The organism is Pantoea sp. OXWO6B1, from assembly GCF_001641135.1.
Lineage (GTDB): Bacteria > Pseudomonadota > Gammaproteobacteria > Enterobacterales > Enterobacteriaceae > Pantoea > Pantoea allii.
Map to the genome: position 1 here is coordinate 4,438,923 of NZ_LWLR01000001.1, position 17,402 is coordinate 4,456,324.

Here is a 17,402-nt window from a genome sequence, read left to right on the forward strand (position 1 = left end):
ATCCCTCTGTCACCTCAGCCCTTGTTGGCAGCCTGGACGTGCAACATGTCCAGCGCCAGAGTAGCCGCGGCAAGAGCCGTCAGATCGGCGTGATCGTAACCCGGTGCAACTTCCACCAGATCCATCCCCACGATATTCATGCCCTGTAAACCCCGAATCAGCTTGGTCGCTTTATCAGTGGTCAAACCGCCAATGACCGGCGTACCGGTGCCCGGTGCATGCGCAGGGTCCAGACAGTCGATATCAAATGTCAGATAGACCGGCAGATCGCCAACGGTGCGTTTAATTTCAGCCAGAATATCGTCCACGCTACGGTCGTTGACCTGAGCGGCATCCAGCACGTTGAAGCCCAGGCTCTTGTCGAACTCGGTACGAATACCAATCTGCACCGAGTGCTGAGGGTCGATCAGCCCTTCCTTCGGTGCGGTAAAGAACATGGTGCCATGGTCAAACGTTGGGCCATTAGAGTAGGTATCGGTATGCGCGTCAAAGTGCACCAACGCCATTTTACCGAAGTGCTTCGCGTGCGCGCGCAGCAGAGGCAGCGTGACGTAGTGATCGCCACCGAAGGTCATCATACGTTTGCCGTTGGCCAGCAGTTTCTCTGCATGGGCCTGCAGCTTGTCAGACAGATCCTGTGAATCGCCAAAGGCATAAACCAGATCGCCACAGTCCACCACGTTCAGACGCTGACGCAGGTCAAACTCCCACGGCCAGCGGCAACCTTCCCAGGCGAGATTGGTCGAGATCTGACGGATAGCGCCTGGGCCAAGACGGCTGCCCGGACGGCCCGAGGTGGCCGCATCAAAGGGCACGCCGGTGATCACCCACTCTGCATCGCTGTCGTAAGGCTGGAAATTTACCGGGAAACGCATAAAACCAAAGGCATTAGAAACCAGTGAATTGTCGTACTGATTGCCAAGGGTATTGTACATAAGTCGTCCTCTGTCTGTGCTTGAGTCGGGTCTGGCCCGCGCACCATGAAGGTTGAGATAAAAAAAATCCCTCCCGCGTCGTTAGGCCCGACGAGGAAGGGATGAGTTGCTGCCGATTATCAACAATGTCCCGGCAAGCTGCAAGCGCTTCGCGGGGCTTTATTCGTCTTCTAAATAGGTGTAGCCATACAGACCACTTTCAAACTCTTGCAGGAACTGCTCGCGCAGTTCGTCATCCAGTTCAGAGGTCTGAATTTGCTTACGGAACAGCGTCATCAGTTCGTTTGGATCAAGCTGAACATACTGCAGCATATCGGCTACGGTATCGCCTTCATCCGACAGCTGGACTTCCACTTCCCCATTCTGGAACGCGAACACGTCAACCGCTTCGGTGTCACCAAACAGGTTGTGCATATTGCCCAGGATTTCCTGATAAGCGCCCACCATAAAGAAGCCGAGCATCGGTGGATTGTCCACGTCGTACTCCGGCATCGGCATGGTTGTCGCAATCCCATCACCATCCACGTAGTGATCGATGGTGCCGTCTGAGTCACAGGTGATATCCAGCAACACGGCGCGACGTTCCGGCTTTTTATTCAAGCCTTCCAGCGGAAGCACAGGGAACAGTTGATCAATGCCCCACGCATCCGGCATTGACTGGAACAGCGAGAAGTTAACGTAGATCTTGTCCGCCATACGTTCCTGCAGCTCGTCGATAATAGGACGGTGTGCACGGTTGCTGGGATCAAGATGCTGCTGAATATAGTGACAGATGCTCAGATAGAGTTGCTCTGCCCACGCGCGTTGCTTCAGGCTGTAAGTGCCCGATGAGTAACCCGTATGGATATCAAACAGGTCCATCTGGCTGTCATGAAGCCATTCACGCAGGGAGCGGCGGGTGTTCGGCTCGTGCATCTCCTGCCAGGTTTCCCACATGCTCAGGATAGGACGAGGCGCGTCTTCAATATCTGGCGCTTCTGGCTTACTGAATTCGTTACGCTCAACGCCGATGATGTTAGACACCAGCACCGTATGGTGCGCCGTAACTGCACGACCGGATTCGGTGATAACCGTTGGGTGCTCAAGACCATGCTCGTCACAGGCCGCGCCAATTCCCCAGATCACATTGTTGGCATATTCATTCAGCCCGTAGTTAACCGAACAGTCGGACTGCGAACGGGTACCTTCATAGTCAACGCCCAGACCACCGCCGACGTCAAAGCACTTAATGTTGACGCCCAGTTTCGCCAGCTCAACATAGAAGCGTGCTGACTCACGCACGCCGGTGGCGATATCGCGGATGTTAGACATCTGCGATCCCAAATGGAAATGCAGAAGCTGCAGGCTGTCCATCCGACCGGCTTCACGCATGATGTCGACCAGCTTAAGGACCTGGGTGGCAGACAGACCAAATTTGGATTTCTCACCACCGCTCGACTGCCATTTACCGGAGCCTTGTGAAGCAAGGCGGGCGCGAATACCCAGACGTGGCACCACGTTCAGGCGTTCCGCTTCTTCCAGCACCATGCGCACTTCGGTCATCTTCTCAAGTACCAGATAAACCTTGTGACCAATCTTCTCGCCAATCAACGCCAGACGAATATATTCACGATCTTTGTAACCATTACACACAATCACTGAACGGGTCTGCCCGGCATGGGCCAGCACCGCCATCAGTTCGGCTTTTGAACCGGCTTCCAGGCCCAGCGGTTCGCCGGAGTTAATCAGAGATTCAATCACGCGCTTGTGCTGGTTAACTTTGATGGGATAAACCAGGAAGTAATCACCGGTATAGCCGTAAGACTCACGCGCACGTTTAAATGCCCCGTTAATGGAGCGCAGGCGGTGTTGAAGAATCTGGGGGAAACAGAACAGTGCGGGCAGGCGTTGGCCTTGTGCCTCTCGCTCCTTGACCAGCTTAGCCAGATCGACGCGTACATCCGGGCGATCCGGGTCCGGGCAGACGCTAATATGACCCAGTTCATTGACGTCATAGTAGTTGTTGCCCCACCAGGCAATGTTATACGTTCGCAGCATCAGGCTGGCGTCTTGATCGTTCATCGCCACCTCCTGCATTGAGCGGAGTGCACCTTGTTCGCCAGCTGACGAACCCTTGATATTCTTCATGCCGTCAGACATCGCGAACCTCAATTTTCCGTTGAAAGATAATAATGTAAACCGACTCAAAGGTCGGAAGTCTGAAAATTCGTTGCCACATATTACGTCATGCTCTGTCTGCGTCGCGAACCCGCACGATGCATCCTTGAATACCTAAGTGTAAAACACTCAGCCATGTCAGGTGCAAAAGGGTCGCGAATAATTGACGACGCTCGCAGCCTGGGCGATATAAACCGCTATCGCGTCAGAGGTTAGCCAGCGCTTGTGTCGGGATAATTACCGAAACCAATAAAATGTCGGCAGAAGAGAAATAAAGGTGGGAAACAGGATAACGCCGGCGCAACGCCAGCACGCGAAGAACCCGTGAGTGGGAACATAAGGCTCATAACTCGTATCACCTCCGCACAGGTCAAAGACATGTGGAAAAGCATCAGGGTGAAAGCCAGACAGTTGTCTGACAGGCGCGACGCGCTAGCACGTCATCCTTTTTTTTCTGCTGAGAACGCAGCGGCGTTTTATACATTTTGCGCACAAAAAATGCAAAGAGATTATTTGCTTAATGCCTCCGCCATAAACAGAATTATCCACTGCGCAGCATAAAGTTAACAGCGTAACCTCAAAAAGGGCTGGTAATTCGCTCACCCCGTAACCTAAAATAGACGTCCAGATGGTTTTCCATCTAAACAGGTTAATATCCAGGCGGTGTTGGCCTGCGTGCTGACACTACCTGACTGCTCACGGCTTTGCCTTAAGGGGCGTTAAGTCAGCTAATACTCACTTGCGCTATGCAGTCGAATTCAAACCATTGGTAAGGTAAAGAACATAATGGCTAAACATCTTTTTACATCCGAGTCCGTATCCGAAGGACATCCTGATAAAATCGCCGACCAGATTTCTGATGCCGTGCTTGATGCCATCCTGGAACAGGATCCGAAAGCGCGTGTGGCCTGCGAAACTTACGTGAAAACCGGTATGGTGCTGGTTGGCGGCGAAATCACCACCAGCGCCTGGGTCGATATCGAAGAAATCACCCGTAATACCGTTCGTGAAATCGGCTATGTTCATTCCGATATGGGCTTTGATGCCAACTCTTGCGCAGTGTTAAGCGCGATTGGCAAACAGTCTCAGGATATCAACCAGGGCGTTGACCGTAGCGATCCGCTGGAGCAAGGCGCGGGTGACCAGGGCCTGATGTTTGGCTATGCCACAAACGAAACTGATGTTCTGATGCCCGCACCGGTGACCTATGCGCACCGTCTGGTTCAGCGCCAGGCTGAAGTGCGTAAGAACGGCACGCTGTCATGGCTGCGCCCGGATGCTAAAAGCCAGGTGACCTTCCAGTACGACGACGGTAAAATTGTTGGGATTGATGCCGTGGTGCTGTCAACCCAGCACAGCGAAGACATCTCACAGACAGCGTTGCAGGAAGCGGTGATGGAAGAAATCATCAAGCCTGTCCTGCCTGCCGAGTGGCTGAATGCATCCACTAAATATCACATCAACCCGACTGGCCGCTTTGTTATCGGTGGTCCGATGGGTGACTGCGGCCTGACCGGTCGTAAAATCATTGTCGATACTTACGGCGGGATGGCCCGTCACGGTGGCGGCGCATTCTCTGGTAAAGATCCGTCTAAAGTTGACCGTTCAGCCGCCTATGCCGCCCGCTATGTTGCCAAAAACATCGTGGCCGCGGGCCTGGCCGATCGTTGTGAGATTCAGGTTTCCTATGCGATTGGCGTCGCTGAGCCGACCTCTATCATGGTCGAGACCTTTGGCACAGAAAAAGTGTCTACTGAACAGCTGACCTTGCTGGTGCGCGAGTTCTTTGACCTGCGCCCTTACGGCCTGATTCAGATGCTGGACCTGCTGCATCCTATCTATAAAGAAACCGCTGCCTACGGTCACTTTGGTCGCGAGCATTTCCCTTGGGAAAAAACCGACAAAGCTGCCCAGCTGCGTGAGGCTGCGGGCCTGTAAGGCTGACGCATCACTGAAAAGCCCCGCCATCTGGCGGGGCTTTTTTTTGCCTGTTCTGCTTCCTTTTCATGGCGTTTTTTCCTTCTGCACATTTTTTTAACTCAACTACACTTTCTTTCGGCTTGTACGCTGCTGATGTGTTAACGCTTACAATTTGAAACGCTTTATATATCGGCTATTTAGGAATTTATCGCCGTAGTTATTCTTCTGAAAATGCGTTATTTTCAGCGTCATCTGATAGGCGTTAAACAGGACATTGTCAGAAACTTCGAGGGTGCTATACCTCACTGGTTACTTGACCTTTCTGGGTTGTAAATGCTGGATTTCAGGGTTTCAGCAAGTGTAAGCGATTACATCAATGTGATCGGGTTCACTTTTTGCTCAGTTAAGGTTTTTTAACATCGATAACAACAATGATGGATAATTTTGGAGGCAACCATGCCTGGCAATTCACATAAAAGCAGAACCTCAAATAAGGCAATGACCTTATTTGTCTGCTTTCTGGCAGCCCTCGCAGGCCTGCTGTTTGGGTTGGATATCGGCGTTATTGCCGGTGCTCTGCCCTTTATCGCGAAGGACTTTAACGTCACTGCCCATCAACAGGAGTGGATTGTCAGCTCCATGATGTTTGGTGCAGCGATCGGTGCCATCGGCAGCGGCTGGATGTCATCCCGTCTGGGCCGTAAGAAAAGCCTGATGGCCGGTGCGATTCTGTTTGTTATTGGCTCACTCTGGTCAGCCATGGCACCGAACCCTGAAATGCTGATCAGCGCACGTGTGCTGTTGGGTCTGGCGGTAGGTATCGCCTCTTACACCGCGCCGCTTTATCTTTCAGAGATTGCCCCTGAAAAAATCCGCGGCAGCATGATCTCGCTGTACCAGTTGATGATCACCATCGGTATTCTGGGTGCTTATCTTTCCGATACGGCGTTCAGCTTTACAGGTAACTGGCGCTGGATGCTGGGCGTTATCACTATTCCTGCCCTGCTGTTGCTGGTTGGCGTGTTCTTCCTGCCTAACAGCCCACGCTGGCTGGCGGCGAAAGGCAACTTCCGCGATGCGCAACGCGTACTGGATCGCCTGCGTGATACCAGTGAGCAGGCAAAGCGCGAGCTGGATGAAATCCGCGAAAGCCTGAAGATCAAACAGTCAGGCTGGGGATTATTTACCAGTAGCAGCCACTTCCGTCGTGCGGTGTACCTGGGCATTCTGCTGCAGGTTATGCAACAGTTTACCGGCATGAACGTCATCATGTATTACGCACCGAAAATTTTTGAGATTGCAGGTTTCTCAAATACCACCCAACAGATGTGGGGAACGGTGATTGTCGGCCTGGTTAACGTACTGGCAACCTTTATTGCTATCGGTCTGGTGGATCGCTGGGGCCGTAAGCCTACCCTGATTCTGGGCTTCCTGGTGATGGCGGCCGGTATGGGCGTTCTGGGCACCATGCTGCATATGGGCATTCATTCGTCAGGCGCGCAGTACTTCGCGATTGGCATGCTGCTGATGTTTATCGTGGGCTTTGCCATGTCAGCCGGTCCGTTGATCTGGGTTCTGTGTTCTGAAATTCAGCCACTGAAAGGACGCGATTTCGGTATCACCGTGTCAACGACCACCAACTGGATCGCCAACATGATTGTCGGCGCAACCTTCCTGACCATGCTGAATACGCTGGGCAATGCACCGACCTTCTGGGTTTACGGTCTGCTGAACGTCTTCTTCATCGTACTGACGGTTATGTTAATTCCCGAAACCAAAAACGTTTCGCTGGAGCACATTGAACGTAACCTGATGGCAGGCAAAAAGCTGCGCGACATCGGTCAGTAAGCCTCCGCTTTTCATGTGTATCTCAAAGCCAGTCAGTGAAAACTGACTGGCTTTTTTGCTGGCGTTTTACCGTCGTTCTCTCTCGAAAAATCCCCCGCCTTATTATCGTCAAGCCCTGCTATTTCCCCATTGTCACCGTCACCGCTTCGCTTTTCTTTCATTAAAGTCGAATAAAAATACGCCGATAAATTAAATGACGTTTTCATTATAAAAATAATTTTTCAGACTTTACGTTTACCAGGAAATCAAATGAACAGCACCAGCATAAAAAAGACAATGAGCACCCGTGCTCAGATGCTGCTGGCCGGCGGAATGACGATTGTCGTGGGGTTTACTGCGACCATCGGATTACTCAGTTGGCAGTCATCCAAAGAACAAAAATCCCTTGCTGCCGAATACCTGCAGCAAATTGCTGCCGGTCATGGCGGGCAAATCCAGCAAGAACTGACTCACGCGCTGGATGCCGCGCAAAATCTGGGACAAAGCCTGGCCGCTCTGCCTGCGGCGGGGATAACCGATCGCAAAGTTGCCGATAAGCTCATGGAATATGCGCTGCACAAAAACCCAGACTTTGTGTCGATGACCGTGGTGTTTGAACCCGATGCCTTTGACGGCCGCGATAGTGCCTTCGTCGGGCAGCAGGGCACGCCACCTGGTGGTCGCTATGCCTGGTACATAGACCGGGACAAAGACGGCCGTTACAAAATGAATCCGGCACTGGATTATTTGCAGCCCGGTGCCGGAAATTACTATTTGCTGCCGAAGGAAACGCTAAAGGACACACTGATTGAGCCTTACAGCTTCGCTTATGATGGCGCAAAACCAGAGTGGCTAACCTCGGTGGCAACGCCTGTCATGGTCAACGACAAACTGAAAGTGGTGGTCAGTTCCGATATCCTGCTGTCCGCCATCCAGAAAAAGGTCAATCAAATCAAGCCCTGGCAGGGAACCGGCTATGCGCTGCTGCTCTCGAATAGTGGCAACGTGATTTCCTCCCCCGATGCAGGTGAAGCCGGTAAAAAATGGCAGGGCAATGTAAACGGCTATCGTACGGCAGTGACAGAGCAGTACGATCCCGTCCTGAAAGAAAAAGCCATGTATACCTGGTACCCGATAAGCGTAGGTAACAGCACTAAACCCTGGTATGTCGGGATTGTCGCGCCGGTCAGTCAGGTGATGGCGGCGGCTGACCAGCAGCTTTACTGGGCTATAGCGTTGATGATAATCAGTATTCTGTCTGTAGGGGCCGTGTTGGGGCTGTTATTCAACCGTAAAGTAATGCGTCCGCTGGGCGGTGAACCCGCAGAGGCGGCGCGCATTGCGCTGGCCGTTGCTGAGGGCCGGTTAAACAACGGCATTCAGGTGGCGCCAGGTGACAGCAGCAGCCTGTTTTATGCTTTACACACCATGCAGGCACAGTTGCAGAGTATCGTGGGTCAAATCAAAGACGCCAGCACTTCGGTCCAGCAGGGTGCGGGCGAGATTGCCAGTGCGAACCTCAATCTCGCCTCACGCACCGAGGAACAGGCGGCGGCGCTGGAACAGACCGCCGCGAGCATGGAGCAGATTAGCGCCGCCATTCGCATGAATGCGGATAATGCACAGCAGGCAACGGGCCTGACCGAAAATGCCACGCGTATCGCCAGCCGGGGAGAAACCCTGGTGGATCAGGTGGTAACGACCATGGCCCAGATCGATGAAAGCTCAAAGAGAATCGGTGATATCACCACGCTGATTAACAGCATCGCGTTCCAGACCAACATTCTGGCACTCAACGCCGCCGTCGAAGCGGCTCGCGCCGGAGAACAGGGGCGCGGCTTTGCTGTGGTGGCCTCTGAAGTGCGTAATCTGGCTCAGCGGACGACCAGCGCCGTGAAAGATATCTCCGCCCTGATTGAAGCGTCCGCCGTGCGGGTCGAAAATGGTGTTGTACTGGTCAACGATGCGGGCAAAACCATGCATGAGATGACGACTGCCGTTTCATCCGTGCAGCATATCATCGGTGAAATCGTTGCCGCCTCCGATGAGCAGGCTCGCGGCATTGCGCAAGTGACCATCGCCGTCAACGAAATGGATGGGACCACGCAGCAGAATGCCGCGCTGGTTCAGCAGATGTCGGCCGCGTCGAGTTCGCTTGAGGACCAGGCCCGGCAACTGGCGCAGACGGTTAAGCAGTTTCATTAAAAAGTGGGTGGTGCCGGTCGGCCAGCATGACCTTTTTTGCAGGCGGTGTATTGCTGTTGAGTTCCTCGCCTGCGCCGCTTATGCTGAGCGCCATGAAAACAGCCCGTCTTCCCATTGCCCTGCAACAAGCCGTTATGCGCGCCCTGCGTAGCGCGCTTGAGCGGGCCAATGAAAAGCTTGAACGCCATTATCCTGAGCCAACGCTGGTTTATCAGCAGCGTGGCACCGCCGCTGGCACGGCCTGGCTGGAAAAATGGGAAATTCGCCTCAATCCCGTCCTGCTGATGGAAAATCAGCAGGCCTTTATTGAAGAAGTCGTTCCCCATGAGCTGGCCCATTTGCTGGTGTGGAAAACCTTTGGCCGCGTCGCGCCCCATGGCAAAGAGTGGAAATGGATGATGGAGAGCGTTCTGGGCGTGCCGGCACGGCGCACTCATCAGTTCGAAGTCGAGTCGGTGCGCAGCCGCACTTTTGCTTATCGCTGCCAGTGTCAGCAGCACCAGCTTACCGTGCGTCGCCATAACCGCGTGCTCCGAGGCGAAAGCGAGTACCGCTGCGTGCACTGCGGTAGCCTGTTGAAAGCCGACGTCTCTCCCCTCTCCTGAACGGATTCTCATTCCGCCTGCGCCTGCATTCTGGTACCCTGCCGCCCTTTTAAGGATCAGGGGTAAAACTGGAATATGTCTCGCAAATTAATCATAACCACGGCGCTGTTACTGGCATCTTTTAACAGCCAGGCCCTTAACCTCAATAACTATCATCAAAATAATTTTCAGCAGGCCAAAGCCTTCGCCGCAGAGATTAACCAGGATGCGCCAGGCAGCTTTTATTGTGGCTGTAAGATTAGCTGGCACGGCAAAAAGGGCGAGCCTGACCTGAACAGTTGTGGTTACCAGCCGCGCAAAAATGCCAACCGCGCCGCGCGTATTGAGTGGGAACATGTGATGCCTGCCTGGGAGTTCGGTCATCAACGTCAGTGCTGGCAGAATGGCGGCCGCAAAAATTGCAGTAAAGATGCCGACTACCGCCGTATCGAAACCGACCTGCACAATCTGCAGCCGGCCATCGGTGAGGTGAATGGTGACCGTGGTAACTATGCTTACAGCCAGTGGAACGGCACTGAAAAGCAGTACGGTCAGTGCACCATGCAAATTGATTTTAAAAACAAGCAGGCGCAGCCGCCAGAGCGGGCTCGCGGCGCAATCGCCCGCACTTACTTCTACATGCGTGACCAGTATCATCTGCGCCTGTCGCGTCAACAAACCCAGTTATTCATGGCCTGGGACAAGCTCTATCCGGTGAGCAAATGGGAATGTGAGCGCGACCAGCGCATCGCGCGTGTACAGGGGAATCATAATCCTTATGTGCTCGAGGCTTGCAAGCGTTAAAATCCCTGCCCTAAACTAACGGTTTCACCGCCCCGCCGCGTTAATCCCGCGGCGTTTAGCTCTCAGGGACCTTATGCGCATACCTCGCATTTATCACGCACAGCCTGTTCACGTTGGCAGTGAAATTACGCTGGACGACGACGCCGCCAACCATGTTGGCCGCGTGCTCCGTATGACCATTGGGCAGCATGTAGAACTGTTTGATGGCAGTAATCTGACTTTCGCAGCAGAAATCACGCATGTTGATAAAAAACGTGTAAAAGTATCCATCACGGCAAGCCAGGAAGACGATCGCGAATCACCGCTTTATCTGCATCTCGGTCAGGTGATGTCTCGCGGCGAAAAAATGGAATTTACTATTCAGAAATCGATCGAACTGGGTGTAAATGTCATTACGCCGCTGTTTTCTGAACGCTGTGGTGTCAAACTGGATGCCGAACGTCTGGCAAAAAAAATTCAGCAGTGGCAAAAAATTGCCATTGCCGCCTGCGAACAGTGTGGTCGTAACCGGATACCTGAAATCCGCCCGGCCATGACGCTGGAAGCCTGGTGCAGTGAAGCAGAAAGTGGGTTAAAACTAAATCTGCATCCGCGCGCCAGCCACAGCATCAATACGTTGCCCCAGCCGGTAGAACGTATCCGCCTGTTGATTGGTCCGGAAGGTGGGCTGTCAACGGATGAAATTGCCATGACGGCGCAGCATGGTTTTACCGATATTTTGCTTGGCCCACGGGTTTTACGCACCGAAACCACGGCACTGACCGCCATCACGGCACTTCAGGTGAGGTTTGGTGACCTGGGTTAAGCGATACTTTTAGCTTCATCGGGTCGCGCTCAGCACAAACCGCGTCCTGACTGTTCAGCCCCTTTTCGCCCGAACGGAACGAGACGGTAATCCCCGCCTCCTTCAGGAGATAATAATGATCAAGCTTGGCATCGTGATGGACCCGATCTCATCCATCAACATTAAGAAAGACTCCAGCTTTGCAATGCTGCTGGAAGCACAGCGCCGTGGTTACGAAATTCACTACATGGAGATGAACGATCTCTCCCTGCGCGGTGGCGTGGCTTTCGCCCGCACTCGCCTGCTCAGCGTGGAACAGAATGCCGAAAGCTGGTATCAGTTTGGCAGCGAGCAGGTGATTAAACTGGCTGATCTGAACGTCGTGTTGATGCGAAAAGATCCGCCATTCGACACCGAATTTATCTACTGCACCTATATCCTGGAGCGCGCAGAAGAACAGGGCACGCTGATCGTTAACAAGCCGCAAAGCCTGCGCGATTGTAACGAAAAACTGTATACCGCCTGGTTCGCAGAATTCACGCCAGATACGCTGGTCACCCGCTCTAAGCAACAGCTGCGGGCGTTCTGGCAGGAGCATGGCGATGTCATTATGAAGCCGCTGGACGGCATGGGCGGCGCGTCCATTTTCCGCGTGAAGCAGGACGACCCGAATTTCGGTGTTATCGCAGAAACCCTGACTGAACATGAAAGCCGTTACTGCATGGCGCAAAATTACCTGCCGGCGATCAAAGACGGTGATAAGCGCGTTCTGGTGGTCGATGGCGAACCGGTTCCCTATTGCCTGGCGCGTATTCCGCAGGGGGGAGAAACCCGCGGTAACCTGGCGGCTGGCGGACGCGGCGAAGCTCGCCCGCTGAGCGAAAGCGACTGGGAAATTGCCCGCCGTGTCGGCCCTGCCCTGAAGGCCAAAGGCCTGATTTTTGTCGGGCTCGACATTATTGGTGATAGACTGACTGAAGTTAACGTGACCAGCCCGACATGCATTCGTGAAATCGAGGCCGCGTTCCCTGTCTCCATCACCGGTATGCTGATGGACGCCATCGAGAAGCGCCTGGGCTGAGCATAACGCTGGGGCCATGCTCCGTGATCAACCCAACACCGGTGCAGATGTCACGCACCGGTTATCTTTGGTAAAGCATGTGAGAATGAATTTACAGCATCACTTTTTAATTGCCATGCCATCGTTGCAAGATCCCTTTTTCAAACGTTCTGTGGTCTACATTTGCGAGCATAACGAAGAAGGGGCAATGGGGCTGATTATCAATAAGCCGATGGAAAACCTGACGGTTGACGGCATTCTGAAAAAGCTCAAGATCGCCGAAGAAAACCGCGACCCGGCAATCAATCTTGATAAACCGGTGTTCAGCGGTGGTCCGCTGGCAGAAGATCGCGGCTTTATTCTGCATTCGGCACAGCGAACCTTTACCTCCAGCATTCGCGTCTCAGACAACACCGTGATTACCACCTCACGCGACGTTCTGGAAGCGATTGGCACGGCCTCACAGCCCGATCATGTGCTGGTCGCGCTGGGTTATTGTGCCTGGGAAAAAGACCAGCTTGAAAACGAGCTGATGGAAAACGCCTGGCTGACCACACCGGCTAACAGCAACATCCTGTTTCAGACGCCGATCTCTGAGCGCTGGCGTGAAGCCGCACGCAGCATTGGCGTTGATATTCACAATATGGCCAGCGATGCAGGTCACGCCTGATGAATACACAAACGTTGTTAGGTTTTGACTTCGGCACCAAAAGTATCGGCGTCGCGGTGGGACAACAGCTGACGGGCAATGCCCGCCCGTTGAGTGCGCTCAAGGCGCAGGATGGCACGCCTGACTGGCTGCAAATCGAAAAACTGCTCAAAGAGTGGCAGCCTGATTTTGTGGTGGTGGGATTACCGTTAAATATGGACGGCACTGAACAGCCTTTGACCGCGCGCGCGCGCAAGTTTGCTAACCGCCTGCATGGTCGTTTCGGCATTCGCGTGGAGCTGCAGGATGAGCGCCTCAGCACCGTCGAAGCGCGAGCCGATCTGTTTGAACGGGGCGGTTATCGTGCGCTGAACAAAGGATCAGTGGATTCACAGTCAGCGGCAATTATCCTGCAGGACTGGTTTGAAACCCATTAAGCAATAACGCCTTCGGCCTGACGGGCCAGACGGCTCTGCTCAAACGTTTGCATTCCGGCCTGCGCGCCGGTTTGCAAAATGGCAGGAATCTGGTGCATTTTGCCTTCCCGAATCAGGTTGATGACCGCACTGGTCGTAATCAGCACCTCAAACAGCCCGACTCTTTTCTCATCGATGGCAGAAACCAGCTGCTGCGCGATTACCGCTTTCAGGCTGCCCGCCAGTTGCGTGCGTATCAGATTCTTTTCATCTGCAGGAAACACATCCACCAGCCTGTCCACCGCCTGAACCGCGCCGCGCGTATGCAAGGTTGCCAGCACCAGATGTCCGGTCTCTGCGGCGGTCAGTGCCTGACGAATGGTGTCACTGTCGCGTAGTTCACCCAGCATGATCACGTCAGGATCTTCCCGTAAAGCCGCTTTCAGGCCCAGACTAAACGACCGGCAATGCAACCCGACTTCGCGCTGTTGAATCAGGGATTGCTGGCTGTGATGAATAAACTCAATCGGATCTTCCAGCGTCAGAATATGCCGCGCCTGCAGGCGGTTGATGGCATCGACCATAGCCGCCAGCGTGGTCGATTTACCACTGCCGGTTGCGCCGGTAATCAAAATCAGCCCGTCCTGTTTATTCAGTAAGGTCGGCACCACCTCCGGCAGGCGCAACGCTGCCAGCGTGGGACAGTGGCTGGCAATAATACGCAACGCCAGTGACAGCCCGTTACGCTGCCTAAACAGATTGGCGCGGAGGCGTTGTCCACTCACCAGGGTTAACGCAAAATCCAGCTGCCCTTCTTGCTTCAGCTGCGCCTGCTGTTCAGTGTCCAGCCATGCCGAGGTAAACCGCGCCATCCAGTCAGCAGACAGGACAGGCTGGTCGGGAAGCGTTTCAAGCCTGCCCTGACGGCGCCAGTACGGCAAATGTCCGTTACAAAGGTGCAGATCGGCGGCGTTATGCTTTACACTAAGCGCCACTATTTCATCCAAATCCATTTTGATCTCCAGACTATGACTTCAATCCAGCACAACCTACAGCAAGTCCGTCAGCGAATCGCTGCTGCTGCAACCCGTTGCGGCCGGGCACCAGAAGAAATTACGTTACTTGCAGTAAGCAAAACGAAGCCTGCGAGCGCGGTCGAAGAAGCCGCAGCGGCGGGTCAGATTGATTTTGGTGAGAATTACGTTCAGGAAGGGGTTGAAAAAATTCAGTCCCTGGCCTCACATCCTGGATTGATATGGCATTTCATTGGTCCCCTGCAGTCCAATAAAAGCCGACTGGTAGCCGAACATTTTGCCTGGTGCCACACCGTCGATCGCCAGAAGATCGCCCAGCGGCTCAACGATCAGCGGCCTGAACATCTGCCGCCGCTCAATGTCTTAATTCAGGTAAATATCAGTGACGAAAACAGCAAATCTGGCATCATGCTGGATGCGGTTGCCGAACTGGCTCAGGAGATTACCGCCATGCCGCGTTTGCGGTTGCGCGGACTGATGGCGATTCCGGCACCCGAACAGGATTATCAGCGACAGCTGGCGGTATGCCAGCAAATGGCTGATGCATTTCACCAGCTAAAACAGCAATATAGTGATGTTGACACCCTCTCACTGGGGATGAGCGATGACATGGAGGCGGCCATCGCCGCTGGCAGTACTCTGGTGCGCATTGGCACCGCTATATTTGGCGCGCGTGATTACACACAACCTTCACAACAATAATTGAGGAACTTCATGTTAACAATGACGTTTTTAGTAAAAACGATAATCGATCTCTACGTCATGGTGCTGCTGCTGCGCATCTGGATGCAGTGGTCACGTTGTGATTTTTATAATCCGCTTGCCCAGTTTGTGGTGAAGATTACTCAGCCGATTGTGAAACCCTTACGTCGTATCCTGCCTGCACTGGGTCCGATCGATACGGCATCTTTGTTGTTAGCCTTTGTACTGACAACGCTTAAATACCCGCTTCTGCTGCTCATCCAGGTCGGCGTGTTCTCTGTCGATCCCACCAATTTGCTGGTTGGGCTGCTGTCGTTGCTGAAATCTGCCGGCTATTTGGTGTTCTGGGTGATTATCATTCGCTCCCTGATGAGCTGGATCAGCCAGGGCCGCGGTGCGATGGACTTCGTGCTGATCCAACTGACCGAGCCATTAATGGCGCCGATTCGCCGCATTCTCCCTGCCATGGGCGGCATCGACTTCTCAGCCATGATTGTGATTCTGGTGCTGTATGCCCTGAATTTCCTTGGCATGGATCTGTTCCCGGGTCTCTGGTATTTGCTGTAAATGAATCAAACTGGAACTGTTATGCAAAAAGTTGTTCTTGCCACTGGTAATCCCGGCAAAGTACGTGAACTGGCGGATCTGCTCGCCGCCTTTGGTCTGGATATCGTGGCGCAAACCGAACTCGGCGTGGAATCCGCCGAGGAAACCGGCCTGACCTTTATCGAAAACGCCATCCTGAAAGCGCGTCACGCTGCACAGCTTACCGGGCTTCCTGCTCTTGCAGACGACTCCGGGCTGGCCGTAAATGCGCTGGGTGGCGCACCCGGGATTTATTCTGCCCGCTATGCCGGTGAAGAGGCCAGCGACCAGCAGAACCTGGAAAAACTGCTTCAGGCGCTGGAAAACACGCCCGACGGGCAACGTCAGGCACAGTTCCACTGCGTGCTGGTCTATTTACGTCATGCTTCTGATCCCACGCCGCTGGTGTTCCACGGTAGCTGGGACGGGGAAATTACCCGGACGGCAGCCGGTAACGGTGGGTTTGGTTACGATCCCGTGTTCTATGTTCCGGCATTGGGTAAAACCGCCGCCGAACTGACTAAAGCAGAGAAAGGAAAAGTCTCTCATCGTGGTAAAGCATTGACGCTGTTACTGGAAGCGATGCGTAATGCCTGATTTACCGCCTCTGAGTTTGTACATCCACATTCCCTGGTGTGTACAGAAATGCCCCTACTGTGATTTTAATTCTCACGCCTTAAAGGATGAGGTGCCGCACGTTGAATATGTGCAGCACCTGCTGCGCGATCTTGAAAACGATCTGCCGCTGATTCAGGGTCGCGAGGTTCGCACGGTGTTTATCGGCGGCGGAACGCCAAGCCTGTTAAGCAGCAGCGCCATGCAGATGTTGATGGATGGTGTGCGCGAGCGCCTGACGCTGACGGCAGATGCGGAAGTCACGATGGAAGCGAACCCGGGCACGGTAGAAGCTGACCGCTTCAGCGCTTATCAACGCGCCGGCATTAACCGCATCTCCATTGGCGTACAGAGCTTCAGTCCGCAGAAGCTGGAACGACTGGGCCGTATCCACGGGCCAGACGAAGCGAAACGCGCCGCCGAACTGGCTCAGGGGTTAGGCTTACGCAGCTTCAACCTTGACCTGATGCATGGCCTTCCCGATCAGTCACTGACGGAGGCGCTGGACGATTTACGCCAGGCGATTGCGCTCAATCCACCGCATCTTTCCTGGTATCAGTTGACCATTGAGCCGAATACCTTATTTGCCTCTCGCCCGCCCACACTGCCGGATGATGACGCCCTGTGGGATATTTTCGAGCAGGGTCATCAGTTGCTGACCGCCGCCGGTTATCAGCAATACGAAACCTCGGCCTATGCCAGGCCGGGCTACCGCTGTGAACATAACCTGAACTACTGGCGGTTTGGTGACTATCTCGGCATTGGCTGCGGTGCCCACGGCAAACTGACCCAGCCCGATGGCCGCATTGTCCGCACGATAAAAGTGCGTCATCCGCGTGGCTTTATGAAGGGAAACTATCTCGACAAGCAGTACGACGTTGTGGACAGTGATAAGCCGTTTGAGTTCTTTATGAACCGTTTTCGTTTGCTGGAGCCCGCGCCGCGTGCTGACTTTAGCCGCTATACCGGGCTGGATGAAACGTGGGTTCGCCCGCAGATCGACCAGGCGCTTGCCGCAGGCTACATCACCGAAACGCCGGAATATTGGCAGATTACAGAGAAAGGCAAACTGTTCCTGAACACGTTGCTGGAGCTGTTTTTAGCGGAAGCGTAGCGCCTTCCCGG

Annotated in this window: 16 protein-coding genes; 13 read left to right on the forward strand and 3 right to left on the reverse strand. The window is 53.9% G+C overall.

The window, feature by feature from the left end; genetic code table 11:
• Nucleotides 1–14: 14 nt before the first annotated feature.
• On the reverse strand, nucleotides 15–935 hold the full coding sequence (speB, locus tag A6A26_RS22655; protein WP_063880828.1) for an agmatinase: 921 nt from the start codon (nucleotides 933–935) through the stop codon (nucleotides 15–17).
• A gap of 159 nt (nucleotides 936–1,094) precedes the next feature.
• Nucleotides 1,095–3,074: a biosynthetic arginine decarboxylase gene (gene speA, locus A6A26_RS22660; protein WP_074181035.1), complete on the reverse strand. Its 1,980-nt coding sequence runs from the start codon at nucleotides 3,072–3,074 to the stop codon at nucleotides 1,095–1,097.
• Nucleotides 3,075–3,878: 804 nt separating this feature from the next.
• On the opposite strand from speA, the gene metK reads away from it, so the two are divergent.
• The 9 genes from metK to ruvX all read left to right on the forward strand — a co-directional run bounded on the left by metK (nucleotide 3,879) and on the right by ruvX (nucleotide 13,362).
• Nucleotides 3,879–5,030: a methionine adenosyltransferase gene (metK, locus tag A6A26_RS22665; protein WP_063880829.1), complete on the forward strand. Its 1,152-nt coding sequence runs from the start codon at nucleotides 3,879–3,881 to the stop codon at nucleotides 5,028–5,030.
• A 438-nt stretch (nucleotides 5,031–5,468) separates the two neighbouring features.
• Nucleotides 5,469–6,860: a sugar porter family MFS transporter gene (locus tag A6A26_RS22670; protein WP_063880830.1), complete on the forward strand. Its 1,392-nt coding sequence runs from the start codon at nucleotides 5,469–5,471 to the stop codon at nucleotides 6,858–6,860.
• 249 nt (nucleotides 6,861–7,109) lie between these two features.
• Entirely contained in the window at nucleotides 7,110–9,044 is a 1,935-nt protein-coding gene (locus tag A6A26_RS22675; protein ID WP_063880831.1) for a methyl-accepting chemotaxis protein, read from the forward strand.
• Between the two features lie 92 nt (nucleotides 9,045–9,136).
• Nucleotides 9,137–9,649, forward strand: a complete 513-nt coding sequence (locus A6A26_RS22680) for a SprT family zinc-dependent metalloprotease (protein WP_074181059.1) — start codon at nucleotides 9,137–9,139, stop codon at nucleotides 9,647–9,649.
• Between the two features lie 75 nt (nucleotides 9,650–9,724).
• A complete protein-coding gene (gene endA / locus A6A26_RS22685) occupies nucleotides 9,725–10,432 on the forward strand; it encodes a deoxyribonuclease I (RefSeq protein WP_063880832.1) in 708 nt (235 codons plus the stop codon).
• Between the two features lie 73 nt (nucleotides 10,433–10,505).
• Nucleotides 10,506–11,237 (forward strand): 16S rRNA (uracil(1498)-N(3))-methyltransferase, encoded by a 732-nt coding sequence (rsmE, locus tag A6A26_RS22690; protein ID WP_063880833.1) that lies wholly within the window; start codon nucleotides 10,506–10,508, stop codon nucleotides 11,235–11,237.
• Between the two features lie 115 nt (nucleotides 11,238–11,352).
• Nucleotides 11,353–12,297, forward strand: coding sequence for a glutathione synthase (gene gshB / locus A6A26_RS22695; RefSeq protein ID WP_063880834.1), 945 nt, complete (start codon nucleotides 11,353–11,355; stop codon nucleotides 12,295–12,297).
• 85 nt (nucleotides 12,298–12,382) lie between these two features.
• On the forward strand, nucleotides 12,383–12,946 hold the full coding sequence (locus tag A6A26_RS22700; RefSeq protein ID WP_063880835.1) for a YqgE/AlgH family protein: 564 nt from the start codon (nucleotides 12,383–12,385) through the stop codon (nucleotides 12,944–12,946).
• Nucleotides 12,946–13,362 (forward strand): Holliday junction resolvase RuvX, encoded by a 417-nt coding sequence (gene ruvX / locus A6A26_RS22705; protein ID WP_063880836.1) that lies wholly within the window; start codon nucleotides 12,946–12,948, stop codon nucleotides 13,360–13,362. Before A6A26_RS22700 ends, ruvX begins: the two co-directional genes overlap by 1 nt.
• On the opposite strand, the gene A6A26_RS22710 is transcribed toward ruvX, so the two are convergent.
• Nucleotides 13,359–14,354, reverse strand: coding sequence for a type IV pilus twitching motility protein PilT (locus A6A26_RS22710; RefSeq protein ID WP_063880837.1), 996 nt, complete (start codon nucleotides 14,352–14,354; stop codon nucleotides 13,359–13,361). The two genes, ruvX and A6A26_RS22710, sit on opposite strands and share 4 nt — an antisense overlap.
• A gap of 15 nt (nucleotides 14,355–14,369) precedes the next feature.
• Here A6A26_RS22710 and A6A26_RS22715 point away from each other — a divergent pair, with 15 nt between their 5' ends.
• From A6A26_RS22715 to hemW, 4 genes are read left to right on the forward strand one after another with little or no spacing between them, the layout of a single operon-like run.
• Nucleotides 14,370–15,077: a YggS family pyridoxal phosphate-dependent enzyme gene (locus tag A6A26_RS22715; RefSeq protein ID WP_063880838.1), complete on the forward strand. Its 708-nt coding sequence runs from the start codon at nucleotides 14,370–14,372 to the stop codon at nucleotides 15,075–15,077.
• Between the two features lie 12 nt (nucleotides 15,078–15,089).
• Nucleotides 15,090–15,644 carry a YggT family protein gene (locus tag A6A26_RS22720; RefSeq protein WP_063880839.1) on the forward strand — a complete coding sequence of 185 codons (555 nt, stop codon included), beginning with the start codon at nucleotides 15,090–15,092 and terminating at the stop codon, nucleotides 15,642–15,644.
• A gap of 21 nt (nucleotides 15,645–15,665) precedes the next feature.
• A complete protein-coding gene (locus tag A6A26_RS22725) occupies nucleotides 15,666–16,259 on the forward strand; it encodes an XTP/dITP diphosphatase (RefSeq protein ID WP_063880840.1) in 594 nt (197 codons plus the stop codon).
• Nucleotides 16,252–17,391, forward strand: coding sequence for a radical SAM family heme chaperone HemW (gene hemW / locus A6A26_RS22730; protein ID WP_063880841.1), 1,140 nt, complete (start codon nucleotides 16,252–16,254; stop codon nucleotides 17,389–17,391). Before A6A26_RS22725 ends, hemW begins: the two co-directional genes overlap by 8 nt.
• Nucleotides 17,392–17,402 lie beyond the last annotated feature (11 nt).